The sequence below is a fragment of the Streptomyces sp. NPDC012794 genome (assembly GCF_042901085.1).
GTDB lineage: Bacteria > Actinomycetota > Actinomycetes > Streptomycetales > Streptomycetaceae > Streptomyces.
Genome location: NZ_JBIBCI010000004.1, coordinates 151396 through 174676 on the forward strand (window position 1 = coordinate 151396; position 23281 = coordinate 174676).

At 70.5% G+C, this 23281-nt stretch carries 18 protein-coding genes; 7 read left to right on the top strand and 11 right to left on the bottom strand.

All coding sequences use genetic code 11. The annotated features are described in order from the left end of the window. Nucleotides 1–43: 43 nt before the first annotated feature. Complete coding sequence (gene dnaE / locus ACFY7H_RS09340; protein ID WP_388935402.1) at nt 44–3586, bottom strand: DNA polymerase III subunit alpha; 3543 nt, start codon at nt 3584–3586, stop codon at nt 44–46. 169 nt (nt 3587–3755) lie between these two features. Between dnaE and ACFY7H_RS09345 the strand changes: the two genes are divergently transcribed. From ACFY7H_RS09345 to ACFY7H_RS09365, 5 genes are all read left to right on the top strand, one after another. Beyond that, a complete protein-coding gene (locus ACFY7H_RS09345; RefSeq protein ID WP_388935405.1) occupies nt 3756–5090 on the top strand; it encodes a DUF2252 domain-containing protein in 1335 nt (444 codons plus the stop codon). 83 nt (nt 5091–5173) lie between these two features. After that, nucleotides 5174–5863 (top strand): hypothetical protein, encoded by a 690-nt coding sequence (locus ACFY7H_RS09350; protein WP_388935408.1) that lies wholly within the window; start codon nt 5174–5176, stop codon nt 5861–5863. Nucleotides 5864–5904: 41 nt separating this feature from the next. Next, entirely contained in the window at nt 5905–6699 is a 795-nt protein-coding gene (locus tag ACFY7H_RS09355; RefSeq protein ID WP_388935410.1) for a DsbA family protein, read from the top strand. 141 nt (nt 6700–6840) lie between these two features. Beyond that, the gene (locus tag ACFY7H_RS09360; RefSeq protein WP_388935412.1) at nt 6841–8490 is read left to right on the top strand and encodes an alkaline phosphatase D family protein; all 1650 of its coding nucleotides are present in this window, start codon (nt 6841–6843) and stop codon (nt 8488–8490) included. A 223-nt stretch (nt 8491–8713) separates the two neighbouring features. Continuing rightward, on the top strand, nt 8714–9679 hold the full coding sequence (locus ACFY7H_RS09365) for a zinc metalloprotease (RefSeq protein ID WP_388936191.1): 966 nt from the start codon (nt 8714–8716) through the stop codon (nt 9677–9679). 69 nt (nt 9680–9748) lie between these two features. On the opposite strand, the gene ACFY7H_RS09370 is transcribed toward ACFY7H_RS09365, so the two are convergent. Further along, nucleotides 9749–10318: a dienelactone hydrolase family protein gene (locus ACFY7H_RS09370; protein ID WP_388935414.1), complete on the bottom strand. Its 570-nt coding sequence runs from the start codon at nt 10316–10318 to the stop codon at nt 9749–9751. Between the two features lie 73 nt (nt 10319–10391). On the opposite strand from ACFY7H_RS09370, the gene ACFY7H_RS09375 reads away from it, so the two are divergent. After that, nucleotides 10392–11432, top strand: coding sequence for a mechanosensitive ion channel family protein (locus ACFY7H_RS09375; protein ID WP_388936194.1), 1041 nt, complete (start codon nt 10392–10394; stop codon nt 11430–11432). Nucleotides 11433–11461: 29 nt separating this feature from the next. Here the strand turns inward: ACFY7H_RS09375 and ACFY7H_RS09380 are convergent, their stop codons facing one another. The 5 genes from ACFY7H_RS09380 to ACFY7H_RS09400 form a co-directional block, all read right to left on the bottom strand. Further along, nucleotides 11462–13054 (bottom strand): Na+/H+ antiporter, encoded by a 1593-nt coding sequence (locus tag ACFY7H_RS09380; protein ID WP_388935416.1) that lies wholly within the window; start codon nt 13052–13054, stop codon nt 11462–11464. Nucleotides 13055–13156: 102 nt separating this feature from the next. Beyond that, entirely contained in the window at nt 13157–13630 is a 474-nt protein-coding gene (locus tag ACFY7H_RS09385) for a GNAT family N-acetyltransferase (protein ID WP_388935419.1), read from the bottom strand. Continuing rightward, on the bottom strand, nt 13627–14568 hold the full coding sequence (locus ACFY7H_RS09390) for an RluA family pseudouridine synthase (protein ID WP_388935421.1): 942 nt from the start codon (nt 14566–14568) through the stop codon (nt 13627–13629). Before ACFY7H_RS09390 ends, ACFY7H_RS09385 begins: the two co-directional genes overlap by 4 nt. 52 nt (nt 14569–14620) lie before the next feature. After that, nucleotides 14621–15187 carry a signal peptidase II gene (gene lspA / locus ACFY7H_RS09395; protein ID WP_388935424.1) on the bottom strand — a complete coding sequence of 189 codons (567 nt, stop codon included), beginning with the start codon at nt 15185–15187 and terminating at the stop codon, nt 14621–14623. An 86-nt stretch (nt 15188–15273) separates the two neighbouring features. Continuing rightward, the gene (locus tag ACFY7H_RS09400; RefSeq protein ID WP_388935427.1) at nt 15274–16257 is read right to left on the bottom strand and encodes a TraR/DksA family transcriptional regulator; all 984 of its coding nucleotides are present in this window, start codon (nt 16255–16257) and stop codon (nt 15274–15276) included. A 553-nt stretch (nt 16258–16810) separates the two neighbouring features. On the opposite strand from ACFY7H_RS09400, the gene ileS reads away from it, so the two are divergent. Next, on the top strand, nt 16811–19957 hold the full coding sequence (ileS, locus tag ACFY7H_RS09405; protein WP_388935429.1) for an isoleucine--tRNA ligase: 3147 nt from the start codon (nt 16811–16813) through the stop codon (nt 19955–19957). Nucleotides 19958–20136: 179 nt separating this feature from the next. On the opposite strand, the gene ACFY7H_RS09410 is transcribed toward ileS, so the two are convergent. From ACFY7H_RS09410 to ACFY7H_RS09425, 4 genes are all read right to left on the bottom strand, one after another. Beyond that, nucleotides 20137–21333 carry a DivIVA domain-containing protein gene (locus tag ACFY7H_RS09410; protein ID WP_388935432.1) on the bottom strand — a complete coding sequence of 399 codons (1197 nt, stop codon included), beginning with the start codon at nt 21331–21333 and terminating at the stop codon, nt 20137–20139. Between the two features lie 82 nt (nt 21334–21415). Next, the gene (locus ACFY7H_RS09415; protein ID WP_030155988.1) at nt 21416–21712 is read right to left on the bottom strand and encodes a YggT family protein; all 297 of its coding nucleotides are present in this window, start codon (nt 21710–21712) and stop codon (nt 21416–21418) included. Between the two features lie 60 nt (nt 21713–21772). Beyond that, nucleotides 21773–22390 (bottom strand): cell division protein SepF, encoded by a 618-nt coding sequence (locus ACFY7H_RS09420; protein WP_388935436.1) that lies wholly within the window; start codon nt 22388–22390, stop codon nt 21773–21775. 169 nt (nt 22391–22559) lie between these two features. After that, nucleotides 22560–23279: a YggS family pyridoxal phosphate-dependent enzyme gene (locus tag ACFY7H_RS09425; RefSeq protein WP_388935440.1), complete on the bottom strand. Its 720-nt coding sequence runs from the start codon at nt 23277–23279 to the stop codon at nt 22560–22562. Nucleotides 23280–23281: the final 2 nt, after the last annotated feature.

A 23281-nucleotide genomic window follows, 5' to 3' on the forward strand; every position in this document is an offset into this window, starting at 1 on the left:
TTCCGTACGTGCGGACGCGTCGGCGCCTCTGGACCGTGGTGGCCTAGCCCGCCAGGCAGGAGGGGCCGAGCAGCACCTTGAGGTCGCCGAAGAGGGCCGGGTCCGGCTGGACCCGGTGCCGGTCGAGGCGGAGCACGGTGGTGGTGCGCGGCCCCTGGAGCTTGATCCGCACCTCGGTGTTGCCCTTGTGGTGGCGCAGGATCTCGCCCAGACGGGTCACCATCGGCGGGGTGACCTTGACGGTGGGGATGGTGAGCACGACGGGGGCGTTGGTACCGGCCGAGGACAGGTCGGGGACCATCATCTCCATCGCGACGAGCCGGGGGACGTCCTCGCGCTTGTCGAGGCGGCCCTTGACGAAGACGACGGTGTCCTCGACCAGCTGGGTGGAGACGAGCTGGTAGGTCGCGGGGAAGAACATGCACTCGATGGAGCCGGCCAGGTCCTCGACGGTGGCGATGGCCCAGGCGTTGCCCTGCTTGGTCATCTTGCGCTGGAGGCCGGAGATGATGCCGCCGATGGTGACGACGGCGCCGTCGGAGTGCTCCCCGCCGGTGAGCTGGGAGATGCCGGCGTCCGTCTTGTCGGACAGGACGTGCTCCAGGCCGAAGAGCGGGTGGTCGGAGACGTAGAGGCCGAGCATCTCGCGCTCCTGGGCGAGCAGGTAGGACTTCTCCCACTCGACGTCGGAGAACTCCACGTCCAGGCCGAAGCCGGGCTCGTCGCCGCCGTCCTCGTCACCCATTCCGCCGAAGAGGTCGAACTGTCCCTCGGCCTCCTTGCGCTTGACCGCGACCACGTTGTCGATCATCGATTCGTGGTGGGCGACCAGGCCCTTGCGGGTGTGGCCCATCTCGTCGAAGGCCCCGGCCTTGATCAGCGACTCGATGGTGCGCTTGTTGCAGACGACGGCCTCGACCTTGTCCAGGAAGTCCGGGAAGGAGGAGAACTTCCCCTTGGACTTCCTGGTCTTGATGATCGAGTCGACGACGTTCTGGCCGACGTTGCGCACGGCGGTGAGCCCGAAGAGGATCACGTCGTCGCCCTGGGCGGCGAAGTTGGACTCCGACTCGTTCACGTTCGGCGGGAGCACCTTGATGCCCATGCGGCGGCACTCGTTGAGGTAGATCGCGGACTTGTCCTTGTCGTCCTTGACCGAGGTGAGCAGGCCGGCCATGTACTCGGCCGGGTAGTTCGCCTTGAGGTAGGCGGTCCAGTAGGAGACCAGGCCGTACGCGGCCGAGTGGGCCTTGTTGAAGGCGTAGCCGGCGAAGGGGACCAGGACGTCCCAGAGCTTCTGGATGGCCTCGTCGGAGTAGCCGTTCTTGCGGGCTCCCGCCTGGAAGATCGTGAAGTTCTTCGCCAGTTCCTCGGGCTTCTTCTTGCCCATGACGCGGCGCAGGATGTCGGCCTCGCCGAGCGAGTACCCGGCGATGATCTGGGCGGCCTTCTGCACCTGCTCCTGGTAGACGATCAGGCCGTAGGTGACCGCGAGCACCTCTTCGAGCGGCTTCTCCAGCTCGGGGTGGATCGGGGTGATCTCCTGCTGCTTGTTCTTGCGCAGGGCGTAGTTCGTGTGGGAGTTCATGCCCATCGGGCCCGGGCGGTAGAGCGCGGACACGGCGGAGATGTCTTCGAAGTTGTCGGGCTTCATCAGGCGCAGCAGGGAGCGCATGGGCCCGCCGTCGAACTGGAAGACGCCGAGGGTGTCGCCCCGGCCGAGCAGTTCGAAGGTCTTGGGGTCGTCGAGCGGGAGGGCCAGGAGGTCGATGTCGATCCCCTTGTTGGCCTTCACCATCTTGACGGCGTCGTCCATGATCGTGAGGTTGCGCAGGCCGAGGAAGTCCATCTTCAGCAGGCCGAGCGACTCGCAGCTCGGGTAGTCCCACTGGGTGATGGTGACGCCGTCGGTGTGCCGCACCCAGACGGGGACGTGGTCCACGATGGGCTCGCTGGACATGATCACGCCGGCGGCGTGGACGCCCATCTGGCGGACGAGGCCCTCCACACCGCGGGCGGTGTCGATGACCTTCTTCACGTCGGGCTCGTTCTCGTACATGCTGCGGATCTCGCCGGCCTCGCTGTAGCGGGGGTGCGAGGGGTCGAGGATGCCGGAGAGCGGGATGCCCTTGCCGAGGACGTCGGCGGGCATGGCCTTGGTGAGGCGGTCGCCCATGGCGTACGGGTAGCCGAGGACGCGGGCCGAGTCCTTGATCGCGTTCTTGGCCTTGATGGTGCCGTAGGTGCCGATCATGGCGACCTTGTCCTGGCCGTACTTCTCCGTGACGTACCGGATCACCTCGACGCGCCTGCGCTCGTCGAAGTCGATGTCGACGTCGGGCATGGAGACGCGCTCGGGGTTCAGGAAGCGCTCGAAGATCAGGCCGTGCGGGATCGGGTCGAGGTCGGTGATGCCCATGGCGTACGCGACGATCGAGCCGGCCGCGGAGCCTCGGCCGGGGCCCACCGCGATGCCCTGGTTCTTGGCCCACATGATGAAGTCGGCGACCACGAGGAAGTAGCCCGGGAAGCCCATCGAGATGATCGTGTCCATCTCGTACTCGACCTGGCGCATGCGGTCCTCGGGGATGCCCCCGGGGAAGCGGCGGTGCATGCCGCGCATGGTCTCCTCGCGGAACCAGGTGACCTCGGTGTAGCCCTCCGGGATGTCGAACTTCGGCATCAGGTTCCGGAAGGTGAACATTCCCTCGGTGTCGATCTGGTCCGCGACCAGCTTCGTGTTGGCGCAGCCCTCCTGCCAGGCGTCCGAGGAGTCGATCGCGTACATCTCGTCGGTCGACTTCAGGTAGTAGCCGGACCCGTCGAAGCGGAAGCGGTCGGGATCCGAGAGGTTCTTGCCGGTCTGGATGCACAGCAGGGCGTCGTGGGCGGCGGCCTCGTGCGCGTACGTGTAGTGCGAGTCGTTCGTCACCAGCGGCGGGATGCCGAGCTTCTTGCCGATCTCCAGCAGGCCGTCGCGGACCCGGCGCTCGATCTCGATGCCGTGGTCCATCAGCTCCAGGAAGTAGCGGTCCTTGCCGAAGATGTCCTGGTACTCGGAGGCCGACTTCAGGGCCTCGTCGAACTGGCCGAGGCGGAGGCGCGTCTGGAGCTCGCCGGAGGGGCAGCCGGTGGAGGCGATCAGGCCCTCCGACCACTTGCTGATGGTCTCCTTGTCCATGCGCGGCCACTTCGTGAGCCAGCCCTCGGCGTAGGCGTCGGACGACAGCCGGAAGAGGTTGTGCAGACCGGTGGCGTTCGCCGCCCAGATCGTCTTGTGGGTGTAACCGCCGGAGCCGGAGACGTCGTCCCGCTTCTGGTGGGGCTGGCCCCACTGGATGCGGCGCTTGTTGCGCCGGGACTCGGGGGCGACATAGGCCTCGATGCCGATGATCGGGGTGATCCCGGCCTTCTGGGCGGTGTGGAAGAAGTCGTACGCCCCGTGGAGGTTGCCGTGGTCGGACATGGCGATGTGCGTCATGCCCATCTCATTGCAGGCAGCGAACATGTCCTTCAGCCGCGCGGCACCGTCCAGCAGCGAGTACTGGGTGTGGACGTGCAGGTGCGTGAACGGCGTCTTGGTCACGGTGGGGGCCTCCTGAGGAGAGAGGGGCGGCAGCTTCGAATCCTACGTCCCACGAGTGACAGGCCGCGGGCACCGACGGGTACGGTCGTGCGTTGCAGAACCAGGAAGACAGGTCCGGCGTCCAGTCGGTCAGAAGCCGTACCACCCCTTGCACCAGGAGGCATCCGCCATGGCGGTCACCGAGACCACCGACGAACAGCGCGCCGAGCAGATACTCGATGTGTTCGACACCGCATTCGGCCGGCTGCTCGCCGTCGACCCCGCCGCCTTCCAGGTCAAGTTCCGGAAGATGGCCGCCTCCGCCTTCGCGTTCTACCGGGGCACGGCCTGCCTCTTCTACGCCGACCTGGAGCGCGAGCGCCACGGCGGGCCCTACCTGGACGAGCGCACCGGCCGGGTCTGGATCCACGGCGACCTGCACGCCGAGAACTTCGGCACGTACATGGACTCCAACGGCCGGCTGGTGTTCAACGTGAACGACTTCGACGAGGCATACGTGGGCCCCTTCACCTGGGACCTCAAGCGCTTCGCCGCCTCCGTCGCCCTGATCGGCTACACCAAGGCGCTCAGCGACGAGCAGATCAGCGCCCTCGTGCGGACGTACGCGGCCGCCTACCGGGAGCGGATCCACCAGCTCGCGGCCGGCCGCGAGGCCCGCTACGAGGACGTGGTGCCCCCCTTCACCCTGGACACCGCCGACGGCGCCCTGCTGGGGGCGCTGCGCGCGGCCCGCGCCCGCACCCGCTTCTCCCTGCTGGACTCCATGACCGAGATCCGTGACCACGAGCGCCGCTTCAGCTCGGGCGGCGGGGCGATCGAGCTGGACGCGGCCACCCGGTACAAGGTGCTGGCCGCCTTCGACGGGTACCTGGAGACCCTCCCGGAGGAGTCCCTGGTGCGGCCGGACTCCTACCGGGTCAAGGACGTGGTGGGCCGGCGGGGCGTGGGCATCGGCTCGGCGGGCCTGCCCTCGTACAACATCCTGCTGGAGGGGCACAGCGACGCCCTGGAGAACGACGTCGTGATCTACCTCAAGCAGGCGCAGACCCCGGCCGTGTCCCGGCACGTCACCGACCGGGCGGTCCGGGAGTACTTCCAGCACGAGGGCCACCGCACGGTGATCTCCCAGCGCGCCCTCCAGGCACACGCCGACCCGTGGCTGGGCTGGACCGAGCTGGACGGCTCCGGGCAGCTGGTGGCGGAGGTCTCCCCGTACGCGGTGGACCTGGACTGGTCGGACCTGGACGACCCGGAGGAGATCGCGGCGGTGGTCGCGGACCTGGGCCGGGCGACGGCCACCATGCACGCCTCGGCCGACGAGGCCGAGAGCGGGCAGTCCCTGGTGCCCTTCTCCACCGAGCGGGCCATCGACGCGGTCATCGCCGCCGACGAGGAGGGCTTCCCCGAGCTGCTGGTCGACTTCGCCCACGCGTACGGCGCCCGGGCCCGCGCCGACCACCAGATCTTCGTGGACCTCTTCCGCAACGGCCGGATCATGTCGTAAGCCATGGGGCGCAGGGGGTTCCGGGCCTTGATTCACAGGGCCAGGGGCCCTCTTCCACAGGAAGCCATGGCACACTCGCGACGATGGACATATCTGGGGTGAGGATCCGGGGGCTGCGGGCCGCGCTGTTCAGCGCGCTCGTCGTGCTGCTCTCGGCCGGCTCCCACGTGCTCCTGTCCCGGGTCCCGCTGCCGCCCGCGCTGGTCGCCGGCGCCTTCGCCGGGGTCTTCGCGATCGCCTTCGCGCTCGCCGGCCGGGAGCGGGGCTTCGGCCCGATCGCCGGGCTGCTGGTGCCGCTGGAGCTGGCGGCCGACACCGTCCTCACCGCCTGGCAGCACGCCTGCTACGGCCCGGCCGGCGGACCGGTGTCCGGGCCGCTGCGCGCGATGGGCCTGGACGCGCTGTGCGGCGGGACCCCCGTGGGCGGCCCGCTGACCGAGGTGGCCGGGCCCGCCGGGGATCCGGCGGCGCTGCTGGCCTCGCCCGGGCCGTGGACGCCCTGGCTGCTGCTCGGCGCGCACGTCACCGTCGGGCTGGTCGCCGCCGCGTGGCTGCGGCACGGCGAGCGGGCCCTGGTGCGGCTGCTGCGGGCGGTCGCCGCCTTCGCGTTCCGGCCTCTGCTGCTGGCGGCGGCCTCGGCCGGGGCGGTCCCCGGGCGGGCCGGGCGGGCGCTGCGGACGGTGTTCCGCGGCGCGGTGGCCCGTACCCGCTTCCCGGCGCATTCCGTGGGCCTGCGGGGTCCTCCCGTACGCGTGGCGCCCTCGGGCGCCTGAGCGCGTACGGCAGTCCCCCTCACCCCTCCACGGAGATCATCATGAGTTCACGCAACAGCCAGAAGAACAAGGCCGCCGCCCGCGAGCGGCTGCGCGTCGAGCGCGAGCAGCAGGCGAAGAAGGACAGGGCCCGGCGCCAGCTGGTCGTGGCCGGCGCGGCCGTCGGCGTCCTGGCACTGGCCGGCGGCGTCGGCTACGCGGTCGTGCGGGCCAACGAGCCCGGCTACTGGGACAAGGCCGCCGAGGCCCAGCTGGTCAAGCCGAAGAACGCCACGGGCGAGGACGGCCTGACCGTGGTCATCGGCAAGCCCGAGGCGAAGAAGACCCTGGAGCTGTACGAGGACTCGCGCTGCCCGGCCTGCGCCACCTTCGAGCAGTCGGTCGGCGAGCAGGTCAAGAAGGACGTCGAGGCGGGCAAGTACAAGCTCCGGTACATCGGCGCGACCTTCATCGACAACGGCGTCAAGGGCGAGGGCTCGAAGAACGCCCTGAGCGCGCTGGGCGCGGCGCTGAACGTGAGCCCGCAGGCCTTCCTCGACTTCAAGGGCGCGCTCTACTCGAAGGAGCTGCACCCCGAGGAGACCGTCGACAGCTTCGGCAAGGACGACTACCTGCTGAAGGTCGCGGACACCGTCCCGGCGCTCAAGGACAACGCCGAGTTCAAGAAGGCGGTCCAGGACGGTACGTACGACCGGTGGGCCATGGACATGTCGAAGGCGTTCAACGAGTCCGGTGTGAAGGGGACCCCGACGCTGAAGATGGACGGCAAGAAGATCGAGACGCCGGCGACGCCGGAGGCCTTCACCGCGGCGATCGACAAGGCCCTCGCGGGCTGACGGAGCGACGGCTGATGTCCTGACAGATCCGGTCATACCGCCAAACCCACCCCAACGGGCGGGCGAACTCTCGGAGTTCGCCCGCCCGTTGCCGTTCGGCGGGTGTTCTCCGCCACGTACTGATCAGTAATATGATCGGCCGTGACCAGTCATCTCACCCCTTCACACCCGCGCCGCCGTACGGTCGTCCTGGCCGCCGCGGCCACGGCCGCGCTCGCGCCGATCAGCACCCTCGGCGCCCAGGCGGCCCACGCGGCGGGGCCCGCGCCCGCCTTCCTCCACGGCGTCGCCTCCGGCGACCCGCTGCCCGACGGGATCCTGCTCTGGACCCGCATCACCCCGACTCCCGAAGCGGTGCCCGGCTCCGGCCTGGGCCCGGCCACCGCGGTGGGCTGGGAGGTGGCCGAGGACAAGGCCTTCTCCCGGGTCGTCGCGAGCGGTTCCGTCACCGCCACCGCCGCCTCCGACCACACGGTCAAGGCGGACGTGCGCGGCCTGCGGCCGCAGACCCCGTACTGGTACCGGTTCACCGCCGGCTCCACCGTCTCCCCCGTCGGCCGCACCCTGACCGCCCCGGCGGCCGACGCCACCACGCCCGGCATCCGGTTCGGCGTGGTCTCCTGCGCCAACTGGGAGTCCGGCTACTTCTCCGCCTACCGGCACCTGGCCGCCCGCACCGACCTGCACGCGGTGCTGCACCTGGGCGACTACATCTACGAGTACCAGACCGGCGGTTACCCCGAGGCGAAGTACGTCGTGCGCCAGCACGAGCCGAAGAACGAGATCGTCTCGCTCGCCGACTACCGCACCCGGCACGGCAAGTACAAGACGGACGGCGACCTCCAGGCCCTGCACGCGGCCCACCCGGTCGTCGCCATCTGGGACGACCACGAGTTCGCCGACAACACCTGGTCCGGCGGCGCCGGGAACCACACGCCGGAGACCGAGGGCGACTGGGCGGCCCGCGCGGCCGCCGCCAAGCAGGCGTACTTCGAGTGGATGCCCGTACGCCCCTCCACGGCGGGTACCGTCTACCGGCGGCTGCGGTTCGGCACCCTCGCCGACCTGCACCTGCTGGACCTGCGCTCCTTCCGCTCGGAGCAGGTCAAGACCGGCAACGGCTCGGTGGACGACCCCGAGCGCACGCTCACCGGGCGCGCCCAGCTGGACTGGCTCAAGTCGGGGCTGGCGTCCTCGAACGCGACCTGGAAGCTGGTCGGCACCTCGGTGATGATCTCGCCGGTGGCCTTCGCCTCGCTGCCCGCGCACCTGTTGAAGCCGCTGGCGCACCTGCTGGGCCTGCCCGAGGGCGGGATAGCGGTCAACACGGACCAGTGGGACGGCTACACGGACGACCGCAGGGAGCTCCTGGGCCACTTGAAGGACCGGAACATCAAGAACACGGTGTTCCTGACCGGCGACATCCACATGGCGTGGGCGAACGACGTCCCGGTGAACATGGCGACGTACCCGGGCTCGGGCACCGCGGCCACCGAGTTCGTGGTGACCTCGGTGACCTCCGACAACATCGACGACATGCTGCACGTCGCGCCGCACACCCTCTCGCTCGTGGCGGAGGGCGCCATCAAGGCGGCGAACTGGCACGTCAAGTGGCTGGACATGGACTCGCACGGCTACGGCGTGCTGGACGTGACGGCCGAGCGCTCACAGATGGACTACTACGTGGTCTCGGACAAGCGGCGGCAGGACGCGAGCTCCTCCTGGGCCCGGTCGTACCGCACGCTGAACGGCAGCCAGAAGGTGGAACGGGCCGACCAGCCGGTTCGCTGACCCTCCGTCAAATTTGCTGCGAATCGGGGCTCCTGGTGCAGACCAGGAGCCCCACCCATCACATCGGCAACAAATCTTTAACCTACGAGTACTTGCCATCTTGATGACATGCACACATAAACTTCCGGCCAGCGTGAGGAAATCCCTCACCCCCCACCACGCTTGCCGAGGAGTCAACGTGCGCGCCGTCGCCCGCATATCCCCCCTTCTCCGCCGCCGCCTCATGGGTACGGCCGTCCTGGCCTCCACCCTGGCGTTCGCCCCCCTGACCGCGCCCGCCACGGTCGCCGCGGCCGCCCCCCACGCGGACGAGATCTGCGCCGAGGACGGCTCCGCCCCGGCCAACGCCCGTGTCGCCAAGCCCAAGGACGACCACGCGGCCGAGCCCAACGAGGTCACCGAGGCCCAGGTCAAGGCCATGGACGCCGACCTGAAGAAGAAGCTCGGCGAGGTCCGGCTGTCCCCGCAGCAGGTCTACGGCTCCGGCGCCGGAGCCTCGCTCGCCACCGCCGCCACGAACATCCCGGTGTACGTCCACGTCATCCACTCCGGCACCGCCGGCAAGCTGACCGCCACGGACATCGGCAACCAGCTCGCCGTCCTCAACGCCGCCTACAGCGGCCAGGGCACGGGCAACGTCGACGCCGGCTTCCAGTTCACCCTGGCCGGAACCGACTACACCGACAACGCCTCCTGGTACAACGTGTCCAGCGGCAGCCAGGCCGAGAAGGACATGAAGAACGCCCTGCGCAAGGGCGACAAGAACGCGCTCAACATCTACACCGCCAACCTCGGCGGCGGCCTGCTCGGCTGGGCGACCTTCCCGAGCTCCTACGCCTCCCAGCCCAAGATGGACGGCGTGGTCCTCCTCAACACCTCGCTGCCCGGCGGCGCCGCCGCCAACTACAACGAGGGCGACACCGCCACCCACGAGGTCGGCCACTGGATGGGCCTGTACCACACCTTCCAGGGCGGCTGCTCGGGCAGCGGCGACTCCGTCTCGGACACCCCGGCCGAGAAGAGCCCGGCCTACGAGTGCCCGACCGGCCGCGACTCCTGCGCCACCAAGTCGGGCGTCGACCCGATCCACAACTTCATGGACTACACGTACGACTCGTGCATGTACCAGTTCACCGCGGGCCAGGTCTCGCGCATGAAGAGCATGTGGACCGCCTACCGCACCGTCTGATCCAGCGGCTCCCCGCACTCACGTCACTGCCCCCCGGCGCCCGGCGCCGGGGGGCAGTGCCCTGTGGTCCTACAGCGTGTCCAGGAAGGCCAGCGCGGCCTTCCAGGTCTCCTCCGCGGCCTGCGCGTCGTAGTCCTCCAGCTCCGGGTCGGTGAACAGGTGCCCCGCCCCCGGATAGCTGTGGACCTCCACGTCCGCCCCGGCCCGCCGCATCCGCAGGTACCAGGCCGTCAGCCAGTCGTGCGTCTCGTACGGGTCCGGGTCCGCGATGTGCAGCTGCACCGGCAGCTCGTCCGCCGAGGCGTCCTCCTCCAGGTCCGCCGTACCGTGCAGGAGCAGCAGGCCGCGGGCCTTGTCGTCGGCCAGCGCCAGGTGCTGCGCGACGGAACCGCCGAAGGAGAAGCCGGCGTACACCAGGCCCTGGTCGGAGTGGGGCGCCGACGCCAGCACCGCCCGCTTGAGCAGCTCGTCGCGGCCCACCTCCTCCTGGTGGGCCACACCCTCCTCGAACGTGGCGAACGTACGGCCCTCGAAGAGGTCCGGCACCTGCACCCGGTGCCCGGCCGCGCGCAGCCGGTCGGCCGCGGCGTGCACCGCGGGCCGCAGCCCGTACGTCGAATGGAAGAGCATGATGTTCATGCCCTCCATCGTGCCATTCGTACGGAAAGCAGGAGTCCGGGGGCGCCCCGTGGATACGTTCTCCCCCATGGAGATGGAGAACGTCCTGCGTCCCGCCCTGGTCGTCTGCGCCGCCCTGGTCCTCACCCTGATCGCGGGCTGGCTGCTCGACCTGCTGCTGCGCAAGGCCGACGCCCGGCACCCCGAGACCCCGCTGTGGGGGCTGCTGCGCCGGTGCCGCCTGCCCTTCCGGCTCGTCCTCGGCACCGCGGCGCTCCAGGCCGCGTACCGGCCGGCGGACATCCTCCCCGCCCACGCGGCCGGGGTGGGCCACTTCCTCACCCTGGCCCAGATCGCCTCCACCGCCTGGCTGCTCGTCGGCATCGCGGCCGCGGTCGTCGAGGCGGCCTACGCCCGCTACGCCGCCGCCTCCCCCGACGACGCCCGGGTGCGCCGGGTCCGCACCCAGGTCACCCTGATCCAGCGGGTGCTCACGGCCGTCGCCGTCGTGGTCGCCGTCGCCGCGATGCTGCTGACCTTCCCGCCGATGCGCACGGTCGGCGCGTCGGTGCTGGCCTCCGCCGGGGTGCTCGGCATCGTCGCGGGCATCGCCGCGCAGGCCTCCCTCGGCAACCTCTTCGCCGGGCTGCAGATCGCGTTCGGGGACACCGTGCGCATCGGGGACACCGTGGTCGTGGACAAGGAATGGGGGAAGGTCGAGGAGATCACCCTGACCTTCCTGGTGGTCCGCACCTGGGACGAGCGCCGGATCACGATGCCGGTCTCGTACTTCACCAGCAAGCCGTACGAGAACTGGTCGCGCGGCGGCGCCCAGATGACCGGCACCGTCTCCTGGCACCTGGACCACTCGGCCCCGGTCGCCCTCATGCGGGACCGGCTCGCCGAGCTCCTCCAGGACATTCCCGAATGGGACGGCCGCACCGGCAGCCTGGCCGTCACCGACACCACCCCGCACACCATCGTGGTCCGCGCGGTGGTCACCGCGAAGGACGCCGACGACGTGTGGACCGTGCGCTGCGCGGTCCGCGAGCGGATGATCGCCTGGCTGGCCGCCCGCCATCCGTACGCCCTCCCCCGCGTCACCACCTCGGAGGCGGCCCGGCGACCGGACTGAGCGAACCGGACCTAGCCCCGTCCGGCGGCCTACGCGCCGCGCAAGCTCCGCACGTCCAGGTGGCGCAGCACCCGGTCGACGATCTCCGGGTCGGAGCCCGGTTCGCTGCGCGCCGCCAGCACCTCGTGCCGGGCGGCGGACATCATCTCCCGCTGGATGCGCTGGACGTCGCGGATCCGCTCCACCCGCTTCGCGTAGGCCTCGCGCCGCTCCTCGTCGACCAGGTCGGGGCTGATCCGGGCCCCGACGTCGTACGCGCGCCGGTACAGCACCTCGACCAGGTCCTCGGGGAGGTCCTCGGACTCCTCGATCTCCTTGAGCCGCCGTTTCGCGGCCTTCGCCGCCCGTAGCGCCAGCCGCCGCTCGGTCTCCCGGTCCTCGCCCGTGTCCGCTTCCACCCCGAGCCGCCGCACCAGCCACGGCAGGGTCAGCCCCTGGAACACGAGCGTGGTCATGATCACCGCGAAGGCGATGAAGACGATCTCGTCGCGCGCCGGGAAGGGCTCGCCGCCCTCCGTGCGCAGGGGAAGCGCCAGGGCCAGGGCCACCGAGGCCACCCCGCGCATGCCCGCCCACCACATCACGACGCTCTCCCGCCAGCTCAGCGGGACGTCCTCGTCGTAGTCGCGGCGCCGGTGCAGCCGCTTCGCCAGCCAGCCCGCCGGCAGCAGCCAGACCAGCCGTACGCCGACCACCACCGCGACCACCACCGCCGCCCAGCCGGCCATGTCCCACTCGCGGCCCCGGGCCACCCCGAAGACGTGGTGCAGCTCCAGCCCGATCAGTCCGAACGCCACCCCGGTGACCAGTGTGTCGACGATCTCCCAGAAGGTGTGCCCGGCGAGGCGGCCCAGCACGTCGTCGGCGTCGCCCGCGTACTCGGCGAGGAACAGGGCCGTCGTCAGCACGGCCAGCACCCCCGAGCCCTGGAACTCCTCCGCGACCACGTACGCGACGAACGGCAGCAGCAGCGTCAGCCCGATCTGGAGGGTGGCGTCCCCGAGCCGGCCCATCAGCCGGTTCGCGGCCCACCCGAGCGCCAGCCCGACGGCCAGCGCCACCACGGCGGACAGTACGAACTCCCCGAGCGCCTCGGGCCAGGAGAAGCTGCCGCTGACGACGGCGGCGACGGCGACGTGGTAGAGCACGATGGCGGTGACGTCGTTGAACAGGCCCTCGCCCTCCAGGATGGACACCATCCGGCGTGGCAGCCCGAGCGCCCCGGCCACGGCGGTGGCGGCTACGGGATCGGGCGGGGCGACGAGCGCGCCGAGGGCGACGGCGGCCGCCAGCGGCAGGCCGGGCACGACGGCGTGCGCGATACCGGCCACGGCGGCGGTGGTCACGAACACCAGGGCCACGGCCAGCAGCAGGATGGGCCGGAGGTTCGCGGCGAACTGCCGCCAGGAGGTGCGCTGCGCGGAGGCGTACAGCAGCGGCGGCAGCACCAGCGGCAGGATGTACTCGGGTGGGATGTCCACATTGGGCACGGCCGGCACCAGCGCCAGCACGACCCCGCCGAGGGTCATCAGCACGGGCGCGGGCAACCCCAGCCGGTCCCCCAGCGGTACGGTGACCACGGCGCCCAGCAGCAGGACGAAGAGCAGAGCGAGCTGATCCACTCCCCCACCCTGTCAGAAGCGGGGCCGCACCCGGGGATTTGGGCCGCGCCCCCCAGGGCACGCCCGCGGACCGCGCCCGGGACCACGCCCGGGCCGGCGCCCCTAGGGCAGGGTCCGGCGCATCGCCCGGTGCGGGATGCCCGCGTCCTCGAACTCCGGGCCGTACGCCTCGTACCCCAGCCGCTCGTAGAAGCCCAGCGCGTGCGTCTGCGCGCCGAGGTCCACGGCCGCCAGCCCCAGCCGGACGGCCTCCGCCTCGATCGCGCGGACCAGTGCCACCCCGGCGCCCAGCCCGCGCGCGGACGCGCGTACGGCCAGCCGCCCGAGGGAACCGACCTCCGGGGACCCGGTCTTGCCCAGGGCCCCGGGGCCGTGCAGCAGCCGGCCGGTGCCGACGGGTTCCCCGTCCGGGCCGAAGGCCAGCACGTGCAGCGCGATCGCGTCGTAGGCGTCGTACTCGACCGACTCCGGCACGGACTGCTCCACCACGAACACCTCGGTCCGCACGGCGCGGCAGGCGGCGAGGTCGGCCTCGGAGGAGGCCACCCTCACCGTGACGGGCGGGGCGGGGGTCACTGGCTCTCGGCCCGGATCACATCCAGCGCGTGCTGCAGGTCCGCCGGGTAGCCGCTCTCGAACTCCACCCACTGCCCGTCGGCGGGGTGCTCGAAGCCGAGCCGCACCGCGTGCAGCCACTGCCGGGTCAGGCCCAGCCGCTTCGCGACGGTGGGGTCGGCCCCGTAGGTCAGGTCGCCGACGCAGGGGTGGCGGTGCGCGGACATGTGCACGCGGATCTGGTGCGTGCGCCCCGTCTCCAGCTTGATGTCCAGCAGCGACGCCGCGCGGAACGCCTCGATCAGGTCGTAGTGGGTGACGGAGTCCTTGCCGTCCTGGGTCACCGCCCACTTGTAGTCGGCGCTCGGGTGGCGGCCGATCGGCGCGTCGATCGTGCCGCTCATCGGGTCCGGGTGTCCCTGCACCAGCGCGTGGTAGCGCTTGTCCACGACCCGCTCGCGGAACTGGTTCTTCAGCGAGGTGTAGGCGCGCTCGGACTTGGCCACGGCCATCAGGCCGGAGGTGCCGACGTCGAGGCGGTGCACGATGCCCTGGCGCTCGGAGGCGCCGGAGGTGGAGATCCGGTAGCCGGCGGCGGCGAGGCCGCCGATGACGGTGGTGCCGGTCCAGCCGGGGCTGGGGTGGGCGGCGACGCCGACGGGCTTCATGATGACCACGACGTCGTCGTCGTCATGGATGATCTCCATGCCGGGGACGGGCTCGGCCACGAGCTCGACGGGCCGCGGCGGGGCGGGCATCTCGACCTCGAGCCAGGCGCCGCCGTGGACGCGTTCGGACTTGCCGACGACACTGCCGTCGACCGAGACCTTCCCCTCCGCCGCCAGCTCGGCCGCCTTCGTCCGGGAAAAACCGAACATACGGGCGATGGCGGCGTCGACGCGCTCGCCTTCAAGGCCATCGGGAACGGGCAGGGTGCGGATCTCGGGAATCGTACTCACCTGTCGAGTATGCAGGACTCGGCACAGGAGCATGCCCGCGCGAGCTCCCCGGTCAGTCCTTGTGGACCGTACCGTCCGGGTCCAGGCCCTTGAAGGAGAGCAGGACGATCAGGATCCCGCCGCACACGATCGCCGAGTCCGCGAGGTTGAAGACGGCGAAGTTGGCCGGTGCGATGAAGTCGACGACCGCGCCCCGGAACACGCCCGGCGAACGGAAGATCCGGTCGGTGAGGTTGCCCAGCGCGCCGCCCAGCAGCAGGCCCAGCGCGATGGCCCACGGCAGGCTGTACAGCTTGCGGGCCAGCCGGACGATCACCACGATCACGGTCGCCGCGATGGCGGTGAAGATGATCGTGAAGGCCTCGCCGATGCCGAAGGCGGCGCCGGCGTTGCGGATGGCGGAGAACTGCAGCACGTCGCCGATGATCTCGATCGGCGGCTGGTGTTCCAGTTTGGCCACGACCAGCATCTTGCTGCCGAGGTCGAGCAGGTACGCGAGCACCGCGACGACCAGCAGTGCCGTGATCCGCCTGCGCCCCCGGGGCGCGGCGGGCTCCGACTGCGGTTCGGCGTCGTCCCCGACTTCCGGCATACCGATGATGCGCTCCGCCTCTGCCACGTGAGTCCCTCGAACTAGCTCGAACCGGGTTCGGGAACCTTCATCCCGACGAGACACGAGAGTACGTCAGTGCCCGTAGGTCCTGGCTAGTGCCTCCGCTCCTGCTTCTGCTTGCAGTCCACGCACAGCGTGGCCCTCGGGAAGGCCTGCATCCTGGCCTTCCCGATGGGCTGCCCGCAGTTCTCGCAGAGCCCGTACGTGCCCGCCTCCAGCCGTTCCAGCGCCCGCTCGGTCTGCTCCAGCATCGAGGTGGCGTTCGCGGCGAGGGCCAGCTCGGACTCCCGGGTGATGTTCTTGGTGCCGGTGTCGGCCTGGTCGTCGCCCGCGCCGTCGCCGGAGTCCCGCATCAGGCCCGAGATGGCGACCTCGGAGGCGTCCAGCTCGGCGCGCAGCCGCACCACCTCGCTCTCCAGCTCCGCCCGTGCCTCGGCGACCTCCTCGGGGGTCCATGGGTCCTCCCCCGCGCGCACGGCGAGACCGCCGCGCGCCGGGGCCGCGGTGGCCTTCACCTTGGGCAGCCCGCTGGTGGCGGTCCCGGCCGTCTTCCTGGCCGTACCCACAGTCTTCTTGGCAACCACTTTCCGAGCTCCCGTCTTCCGCGCGGCCGGGGCCGCCCCCTCGGACACGTCCGCCTTGGCCGTGTCCTTGCTCGTGGTACGCCCGGCCGCCGCCTTCTCGGCGGTGGCCTTGCCGACCGGAGCCTCCGCGGCCCCGGTCTTCTTGGCGACGGCCTTCTTGGCCGGGGCCTTCTTGGCCGCAGCCTCCTTGGCCGGGACCTTTTTGGCCGCAGCCTTCTTCGCCGGAGCCTCCGTGGCCGCGGTCTTCTTGGCCGCAGCCTTCTTCGCCGGAGCCTCCTTGGCCGCGGTCTTCTTGGCCGCGGCCTCCTTGGCCGGAGCCTTCTCGGCCACGGTCTTCCTGGCGGAGGCCTTGCCGGCCGGAGCCCGCGCTGCCGACGCCTTTCCGCCCGCCGCCTCTTCGGCCGGAGCCCTCGAGGCGGTGGCCTTCCTCGCCGGGGTCTTCTTGACCGCGGCCTCGGCCACCTCCTGCGTCCCCGTCTTCTTCGCCACCATGGCCGCGGCCCCTTTTCACATACTGTGATCTTGTTCGCAGATCGTGCCGGAACGATAAATCGCCTCCGACCCCACGGCAACGGGGCACGCGTCCATCGAGGTCAACCTGCATCCGTTGTGCCCAGCGCGGAGCCCCGTAATCCGCCCCACCCACCCCAGTGGATCCCGAACCGGCCCGTCGGGCCATCCGGGGCACCGCGCCCGGCCAGCGCCACGCCGCCGGCCGCCGCAAAACCGGTCCGCCCACCGGCGCCCCGGCCCGTACACTGGGCGCAGCGAAAGGCATGGATGGGGACGAGTAGCGTCGGACGCAGCCAGGAGCGACCCGGGGACGGTGAGAGCCCGGGGGCGAGCGCGATGTGAAGGATCACCCCGGAGCCGCCGGAAGAAAGCCCGCACGGATCCCCGTACGGCGAGTAGAACCGGCTTCGCGCCCCAATGAGGGGGCCGCCGGACCCGTCCGGAGGCCAAGGAGGGTGGTACCGCGGGAGCAGCAGACGCTCTCGTCCCTCCGGACGGAAGCGACACACCGCCGGAGGAAGAGTTCAGCCTCATGACCACACCGCCGCAGTACCGCCCGGTACCCGCCCAGGTCGACCTGCCCGCCCTCGAGCACGCCGTCCTCGACTTCTGGCGCGAGAGCAAGACCTTCGCCAAGACGCTCGAACAGTCCGAGGGCCGCCCCGAATGGGTCTTCTACGAGGGCCCGCCCACCGCGAACGGCATGCCCGGCGCGCATCACATCGAGGCCCGCGTCTTCAAAGACGTCTTCCCCCGCTTCCGCACCATGCGCGGCTACCACGTGGCCCGCAAGGCCGGCTGGGACTGCCACGGCCTGCCCGTGGAGCTGGCCGTCGAGAAGGAACTGGGCTTCAACGGCAAGCAGGACATCGAGGCGTACGGCATCGCCGAGTTCAACGCCAAGTGCCGCGAGTCCGTGACCCGTCACACCGACGCGTTCACCGAGCTCACGACCCGCATGGGTTACTGGGTCGACCTGGACGACGCCTACCGGACCATGGACCCCGAGTACGTCGAGTCGGTCTGGTGGTCCCTGAAGGAGATCTTCAACAAGGGCCTGCTGACCCAGGACCACCGCGTGGCCCCCTGGTGCCCGCGCTGCGGCACCGGCCTGTCCGACCACGAGCTGGCCCAGGGCTACGAGACGGTCGTCGACCCCTCCGTCTACGTCCGCTTCCCGCTGACCTCCGGCCCGCTCGCCGGCGAGGCGTCCCTGGTCGTGTGGACCACCACCCCCTGGACCCTGGTCTCGAACACCGCCGTCGCCGCCCACCCCGAGGTCACGTACGTCGTCGCGACCAACGGCGAGGAGAACCTCGTCGTCGCCCAGCCGCTGCTGGAGAAAGCGCTCGGCGAGGGCTGGGAGGCCACTGACCGGACCTTCACGGGCAAGGAGATGGAGCGCTGGACGTACGAGCGCCCCTTCGCGCTCGTGGAGTTCCCGGAGCCGGCGCACTACGTCGTCAACGCCGACTACGTCACCACCGAGGACGGCACCGGTCTGGTCCACCAGGCCCCGGCCTTCGGCGCCGACGACCTCGCGGTCTGCCGCTCGTACGGCATGCCGGTCGTGAACCCGGTCCGCGCCGACGGCACCTTCGAGGAGGACGTCCCGCTCGTCGGCGGCATCTTCTTCAAGAAGGCCGACGAGAAGCTGACCGCCGACCTCGACGCGCGCGGCCTGCTCTTCAAGCACATCGCCTACGAGCACAGCTACCCGCACTGCTGGCGCTGCCACACCGCGCTGCTCTACTACGCGCAGCCGTCCTGGTACATCCGCACCACCGCCGTCAAGGACGCGATGCTGCGGGAGAACGAGAAGACCAACTGGTTCCCGGAGTCGGTCAAGCAGGGCCGCTTCGGCGACTGGCTCAACAACAACATCGACTGGGCGCTCTCCCGCAACCGCTACTGGGGCACCCCGCTGCCCATCTGGCGCTGCGAGGAGAACCACCTCACCTGCGTGGGCTCCCGCGCCGAGCTGAGCGAGCTGTCCGGGCAGGACCACTCCGCCCTGGACCCGCACCGCCCGTACATCGACGACGTGACCTTCCCCTGCACCGCCGACGGCTGTTCGCTGACCGCCGTCCGCGTGCCCGAGGTCATCGACGCCTGGTACGACTCGGGCTCCATGCCGTTCGCGCAGTGGGGCTACCCGTACAAGAACAAGGAGATCTTCGAGAAGCGCTACCCGGCGCAGTTCATCTCGGAGGCCATCGACCAGACGCGCGGGTGGTTCTACACCCTCATGGCGGTCGGCACCCTCGTCTTCGACAAGTCCTCGTACGAGAACGTGGTCTGCCTCGGCCACATCCTCGCCGAGGACGGCCGCAAGATGTCCAAGCACCTGGGCAACATCCTCCAGCCGATCCCGCTCATGGACCAGCACGGCGCCGACGCCGTGCGCTGGTTCATGGCGGCCGGCGGCTCCCCGTGGGCGGCGCGGCGCGTCGGCCACGGCACGATCCAGGAAGTCGTCCGCAAGACGCTCCTCACGTACTGGAACACGGTCGCCTTCCAGGCCCTGTACGCCCGTACGTCGAACTGGGCGCCGTCCGCCGCCGACCCGGCGCCGGCCGACCGCACGGTCCTCGACCGCTGGCTGCTCTCCGAGCTCCACACCCTCGTCACCGAGGTCACGGACGCGATGGAGGCCTACGACACCCAGCGCGCGGGCAAGCTGCTCTCCGCCTTCGTGGACGACCTGTCCAACTGGTACGTGCGCCGCTCGCGCCGCCGGTTCTGGCAGGGCGACGCGGCCGCGCTGCGCACCCTGCACGACGTGGTCGAGACGGTCACCCGGCTCATGGCCCCCCTCACCCCCTTCATCACGGAGCGGGTCTGGCAGGACATGATCGTCCCCGTCACCCCGGACGCGCCGGAGTCGGTGCACCTGTCGACCTGGCCGGTGGCCGACGCCTCCGCCATCGACCCGGTGCTGTCGCAGCAGATGCTGCTGGTACGCCGCCTCGTGGAGCTGGGCCGTGCGACGCGCGCGGAGTCCGGGGTCAAGACCCGCCAGCCGCTGTCGCGCGCGCTGGTCGGGGCGGTGGGCTTCGACGCCCTGTCCCCGGAGCTCCAGGCGCAGATCACGGAGGAGCTGAACGTCTCCTCCCTGGCCTCCCTGTCCGAGGTCGGCGGCTCGCTGGTGGACACCACGGCCAAGGCCAACTTCCGGGCGCTGGGCAAGCGCTTCGGCAAGGGCGTGCAGGACGTGGCGAAGGCCGTGGCCGCCGCCGACGCCGCCGCCCTGTCCCTGGCCCTGCGCTCCGGTTCGGCGGAGGTCGAGGTGAACGGTGAGACGATCACCCTCACCCCGGAGGAGGTCATCATCACGGAGACCCCGCGCGAGGGCTGGTCGGTGGCCTCCGACTCCGGTGCGACGGTCGCCCTCGACCTGGAGATCACCCCGGAGCTGCGGCTCGCGGGCCTGGCGCGGGACGCCATCCGCCTGATCCAGGAGGCCCGCAAGAACTCCGGCCTCGACGTGGCGGACCGCATCGCCCTGCGCTGGTCCTCCACCTCCCCGGAGGTCGAGACGGCCCTGACCGACCACGCCGCGCTGATCGCGGACGAGGTCCTGGCGACGGACTTCGCGTCCGGCGAGGCCGACGCCTCGTACGGCGACCCGTTCACGGACGAGTCCTTGTCGCTGACGTTCCGCCTCCGCAAGGCGTAACGCCTCCCGGCAAGCGGCTGTGGCCCGGCCCCCCACCACGGGGGGCCGGGCCACAGCCGTCTCCGCCCCCGGCAGCCCGGCGCGTTGAGGAGGAGACATGCGAAACGGGCCGGGCCCGGCGCCCCCGAAGGGGAACCGGGCCCGGCCCGTGAAACGACTGCCGACGGACGCGGCGGCGCCTAGTTGTCGTCCTCGTCGATCAGGAAGCCCCGCATGGGAGACGGCGCCTGCATCGGCTGCGGCGCGGCCGGCCTCACCGGAGCCATCGGCTGCGTCATCGCCGGGGACATCTGCTGCTGCCCGCCGTAGGACGGACCGCCGGCCATCGGCGAGGGACCACCCATCGGCGACGGGCCGCCCATCGGGGACGGGCCACCCATCCCCATGGCACCGGCCGGAGCCATCGAAGGCGACGGCGACGGCGGCAGGGCCGGACCGGCCGGGGTGCGCGGCGGCGCGAGGGAGTCGTCGGCCTGGGTCTCCAGCTGGCGCAGCTGCGACTCCAGGTAGGACTTCAGACGCGTACGGTACTCACGCTCGAAGCCCCGCAGGTCCTCGACCTTGCGCTCCAGCGTGGCGCGGGCGGACTCCAGGGAGCCCATCGCGACGCGGTGCTTCTCCTGCGCGTCCCGCTCCAGCGCGTCGGCCTTGGCACGGGCGTCCCGCTCCAGGCCCTCGGCGCGGCTGCGCGCCTCGCCGACGATCTTGTTGGCCTCGGAGCGGGCCTCCGCGATCGCCTGGTCGGCGGTCTGCTGCGCGAGCGACAGGACGCGGGCGGCGCTGTCGCCACCGGGGCCCTGCTGCGGGAGCTGCGGCTGTCCCATCGGCTGCATCTGCTGGCCCATGGGCTGCATCTGCTGCCCCATCGGCTGCATCTGCTGGCCCATCGGCTGGCCGAGCTGGTTCTGGCCGCCCATGGACTGCTGCTGCATCTGCTGCTGCATCTGCTGCTGCTGGCCCATCTGCTGCTGCGGCGCCATCGGGTGCTGTCCACCCATGGACTGCTGCTGCATGGGGCCGCCCATCGGGCCCTGGCCCTGCGGTCCGTGTCCGCCGGGACCGGCCGGGAGCTGCGGCGGGCCCATCTGCGGCTGCTGCTGCTGCGGCGGGCCGGATATGGCCGCCGGCACGGGGGCACCCGGGCCGCGCTGGTCCTGGGGCTCCGGCTTGCGCATGTTCTGCTGCTGCTGGTTCTGCGCGGCGGCACGCGTGGCGGCGGCCAGCTTGGCGCGCAGGTCCTCGTTCTCGCGCAGCAGACGGGTCAGCTCGGACTCGACCTCGTCGAGGAAGGCGTCGACCTCGTCCTCGTCATAGCCTTCTCGCAGGCGGACGGTCGTGAACTGCTTGTTCCGCACGTCCTCGGGAGTCAGCGGCATGTCTTCTTCACCTCTACGTAGTCGTCGGCAGTCGGCAGGACCGTATCGGGACTGTCCCCGCGCCTGCGGGGGAGCTCATCGTTCACACGCTTCTCGCAGCGGTGCTCACGAAACTGATGAGGATGTAAACGATGATCATCAGAACGAAGAAGGACAGGTCGAGTGCCACGCCCCCGAGACGCAACGGCGGGATGAAGCGCCGAAGAAGCTTGAGCGGTGGATCGGTGACAGTGTAGGTGGCCTCCAGAACGACCACCATCGCCTTGCCGGGTGTCCATGAACGTGCGAACTGGAACACGTAGTCCATGACCAGTCGGAAGATCAACACGATGAGGAAGCACATCAGCGCGATGTAGACCACCTGTAGTGCGACGCCCATCCCGTGCTTCCCTCTCCCCTGCTTCCGCTCTGTTCCCGGTCCCGTTTCTGACGGATCGGTCTAGCTTTGGTTGAAGAACCCGCCCTCCGCGATGCGGGCCTTGTCCTCCGCCGTGACATCGACGTTAGCAGGAGACAGCAGGAACACCTTCTGTGTCACGCGTTCAATGCTGCCGTGCAGACCGAAGACGAGACCGGCGGCGAAGTCCACGAGACGCTTCGCGTCGGTGTCGTCCATCTCCGTGAGATTCATGATCACCGGGGTGCCCTCACGGAAGTGTTCCCCGATGGTACGGGCCTCGTTGTAGGTCCGGGGGTGCAGCGTCGTGATGCGGTACGGCTCCCGCTCGGAGACGACCTTGGGCATGATCACGGGGGCGTTCTTCTCCAGGTTGGTGCGGTCAGGTGTGATGGATGCCACGGGGGCAATTCGCGCGGGACGTCCGTTTTCTGACGGAATTGGGAGGGGCTCGCGCGGAGCGGGCGGCTGTACGGCTCGTACCGGTTCGTCCGTTACGGGCGTTTGGTGCACCGGCTGCTGCCTACGCTCTCGATCCCGGGCCCGCTCCGGTTCCGGTTCGGGCTCGAACTCGTCGTCGGGGTCGTACCCCGGGTTGTCGTACCGGTCGTCCTCCACGAGGCCGAGGTAGACCGCCATCTTGCGCATCGCGCCGGCCATTCTCCGAGTCCTCCGCTCTGTGGTGGATCGCCCTGTCGCAGGTGTCGAGTGTCCGTCAGCAAAGTAGCTGTGTCACCAAAGTCACCAACTGCCCGCGATCCACGTGGTCTGTCCGCTCATCTGCGGAAATGACCATATTTTCTGCTGTGGTCCGACTTTCTTCGCGACGTTACCCGAGCCGGGGTCTCGCGCCGAGTACCGCAGTGCCGACGCGTACATGTGTCGCACCCGCCAGCACGGCCTGCTCCAGGTCGGCGCTCATCCCGGCCGACACCATCGTGGCAGCCGGATGGGCCGCGCGCAGGCTTGATGACAATTCCATCATCCGCTCGAAGGCCGCCCGTTCGCGCCCCGCGTAGGGGCCCGCCAGGGGGGCGACCGTCATGAGCCCGTCGATCCGCAGTCCCGGCGCACCCGCGACGAGGTCCGCCAACTCGGCCATCAGGTCCGGTGCGGCTCCGCCCCGGGCACCCCGCTCGCCCGACTCGGCGTCGAGGGCGATCTGCACGAGGCAGCCGAGCTCGCGCCCCCGGCCCTCCGCGGCCGCCGACAGCGCGGTGATGAGCTTCGGCCGGTCGACCGACTGCACCACATGCGCGTATTCCGCCACGGAACGGACTTTGTTCGTCTGCAACTGGCCCACGAAGTGCCAGGTCAGCGGCAGATCCGCGCAGGCGGCCGCCTTGGGGGCGGCGTCCTGGTCACGATTTTCCGCAACATGACGGACACCCAGGTCCGCCAGCAGTCGTACGTCGCTCGCCGGGTAGGTCTTGGTGACCACGATGAGGGTCACCTCCTCCCGCTCGCGTCCGGCCGCCGCGCAGGCGGCCGCGATGCGCTCCTCCACTCGCGCGAGGTTCGCGGCGAGCTCGGCCTTACGATCCGTCATTC

Coding starts and splice junctions, on each gene's coding strand:
- ACFY7H_RS09345 (WP_388935405.1), top strand. CDS start 3,756: ATGGCGGTCACCGAGACCACCGACGAACAGCGCGCCGAGCAGATACTC.
- ACFY7H_RS09350 (WP_388935408.1), top strand. CDS start 5,174: ATGGACATATCTGGGGTGAGGATCCGGGGGCTGCGGGCCGCGCTGTTC.
- ACFY7H_RS09355 (WP_388935410.1), top strand. CDS start 5,905: ATGAGTTCACGCAACAGCCAGAAGAACAAGGCCGCCGCCCGCGAGCGG.
- ACFY7H_RS09365 (WP_388936191.1), top strand. CDS start 8,714: ATGGGTACGGCCGTCCTGGCCTCCACCCTGGCGTTCGCCCCCCTGACC.
- ACFY7H_RS09370 (WP_388935414.1), bottom strand. CDS start 10,318: ATGAACATCATGCTCTTCCATTCGACGTACGGGCTGCGGCCCGCGGTG.
- ACFY7H_RS09375 (WP_388936194.1), top strand. CDS start 10,392: ATGGAGAACGTCCTGCGTCCCGCCCTGGTCGTCTGCGCCGCCCTGGTC.
- ACFY7H_RS09400 (WP_388935427.1), bottom strand. CDS start 16,257: ATGGTGGCGAAGAAGACGGGGACGCAGGAGGTGGCCGAGGCCGCGGTC.
- ileS (WP_388935429.1), top strand. CDS start 16,811: ATGACCACACCGCCGCAGTACCGCCCGGTACCCGCCCAGGTCGACCTG.
- ACFY7H_RS09410 (WP_388935432.1), bottom strand. CDS start 21,333: ATGCCGCTGACTCCCGAGGACGTGCGGAACAAGCAGTTCACGACCGTC.
- ACFY7H_RS09415 (WP_030155988.1), bottom strand. CDS start 21,712: ATGGGCGTCGCACTACAGGTGGTCTACATCGCGCTGATGTGCTTCCTC.
- ACFY7H_RS09420 (WP_388935436.1), bottom strand. CDS start 22,390: ATGGCCGGCGCGATGCGCAAGATGGCGGTCTACCTCGGCCTCGTGGAG.
- ACFY7H_RS09425 (WP_388935440.1), bottom strand. CDS start 23,279: ATGACGGATCGTAAGGCCGAGCTCGCCGCGAACCTCGCGCGAGTGGAG.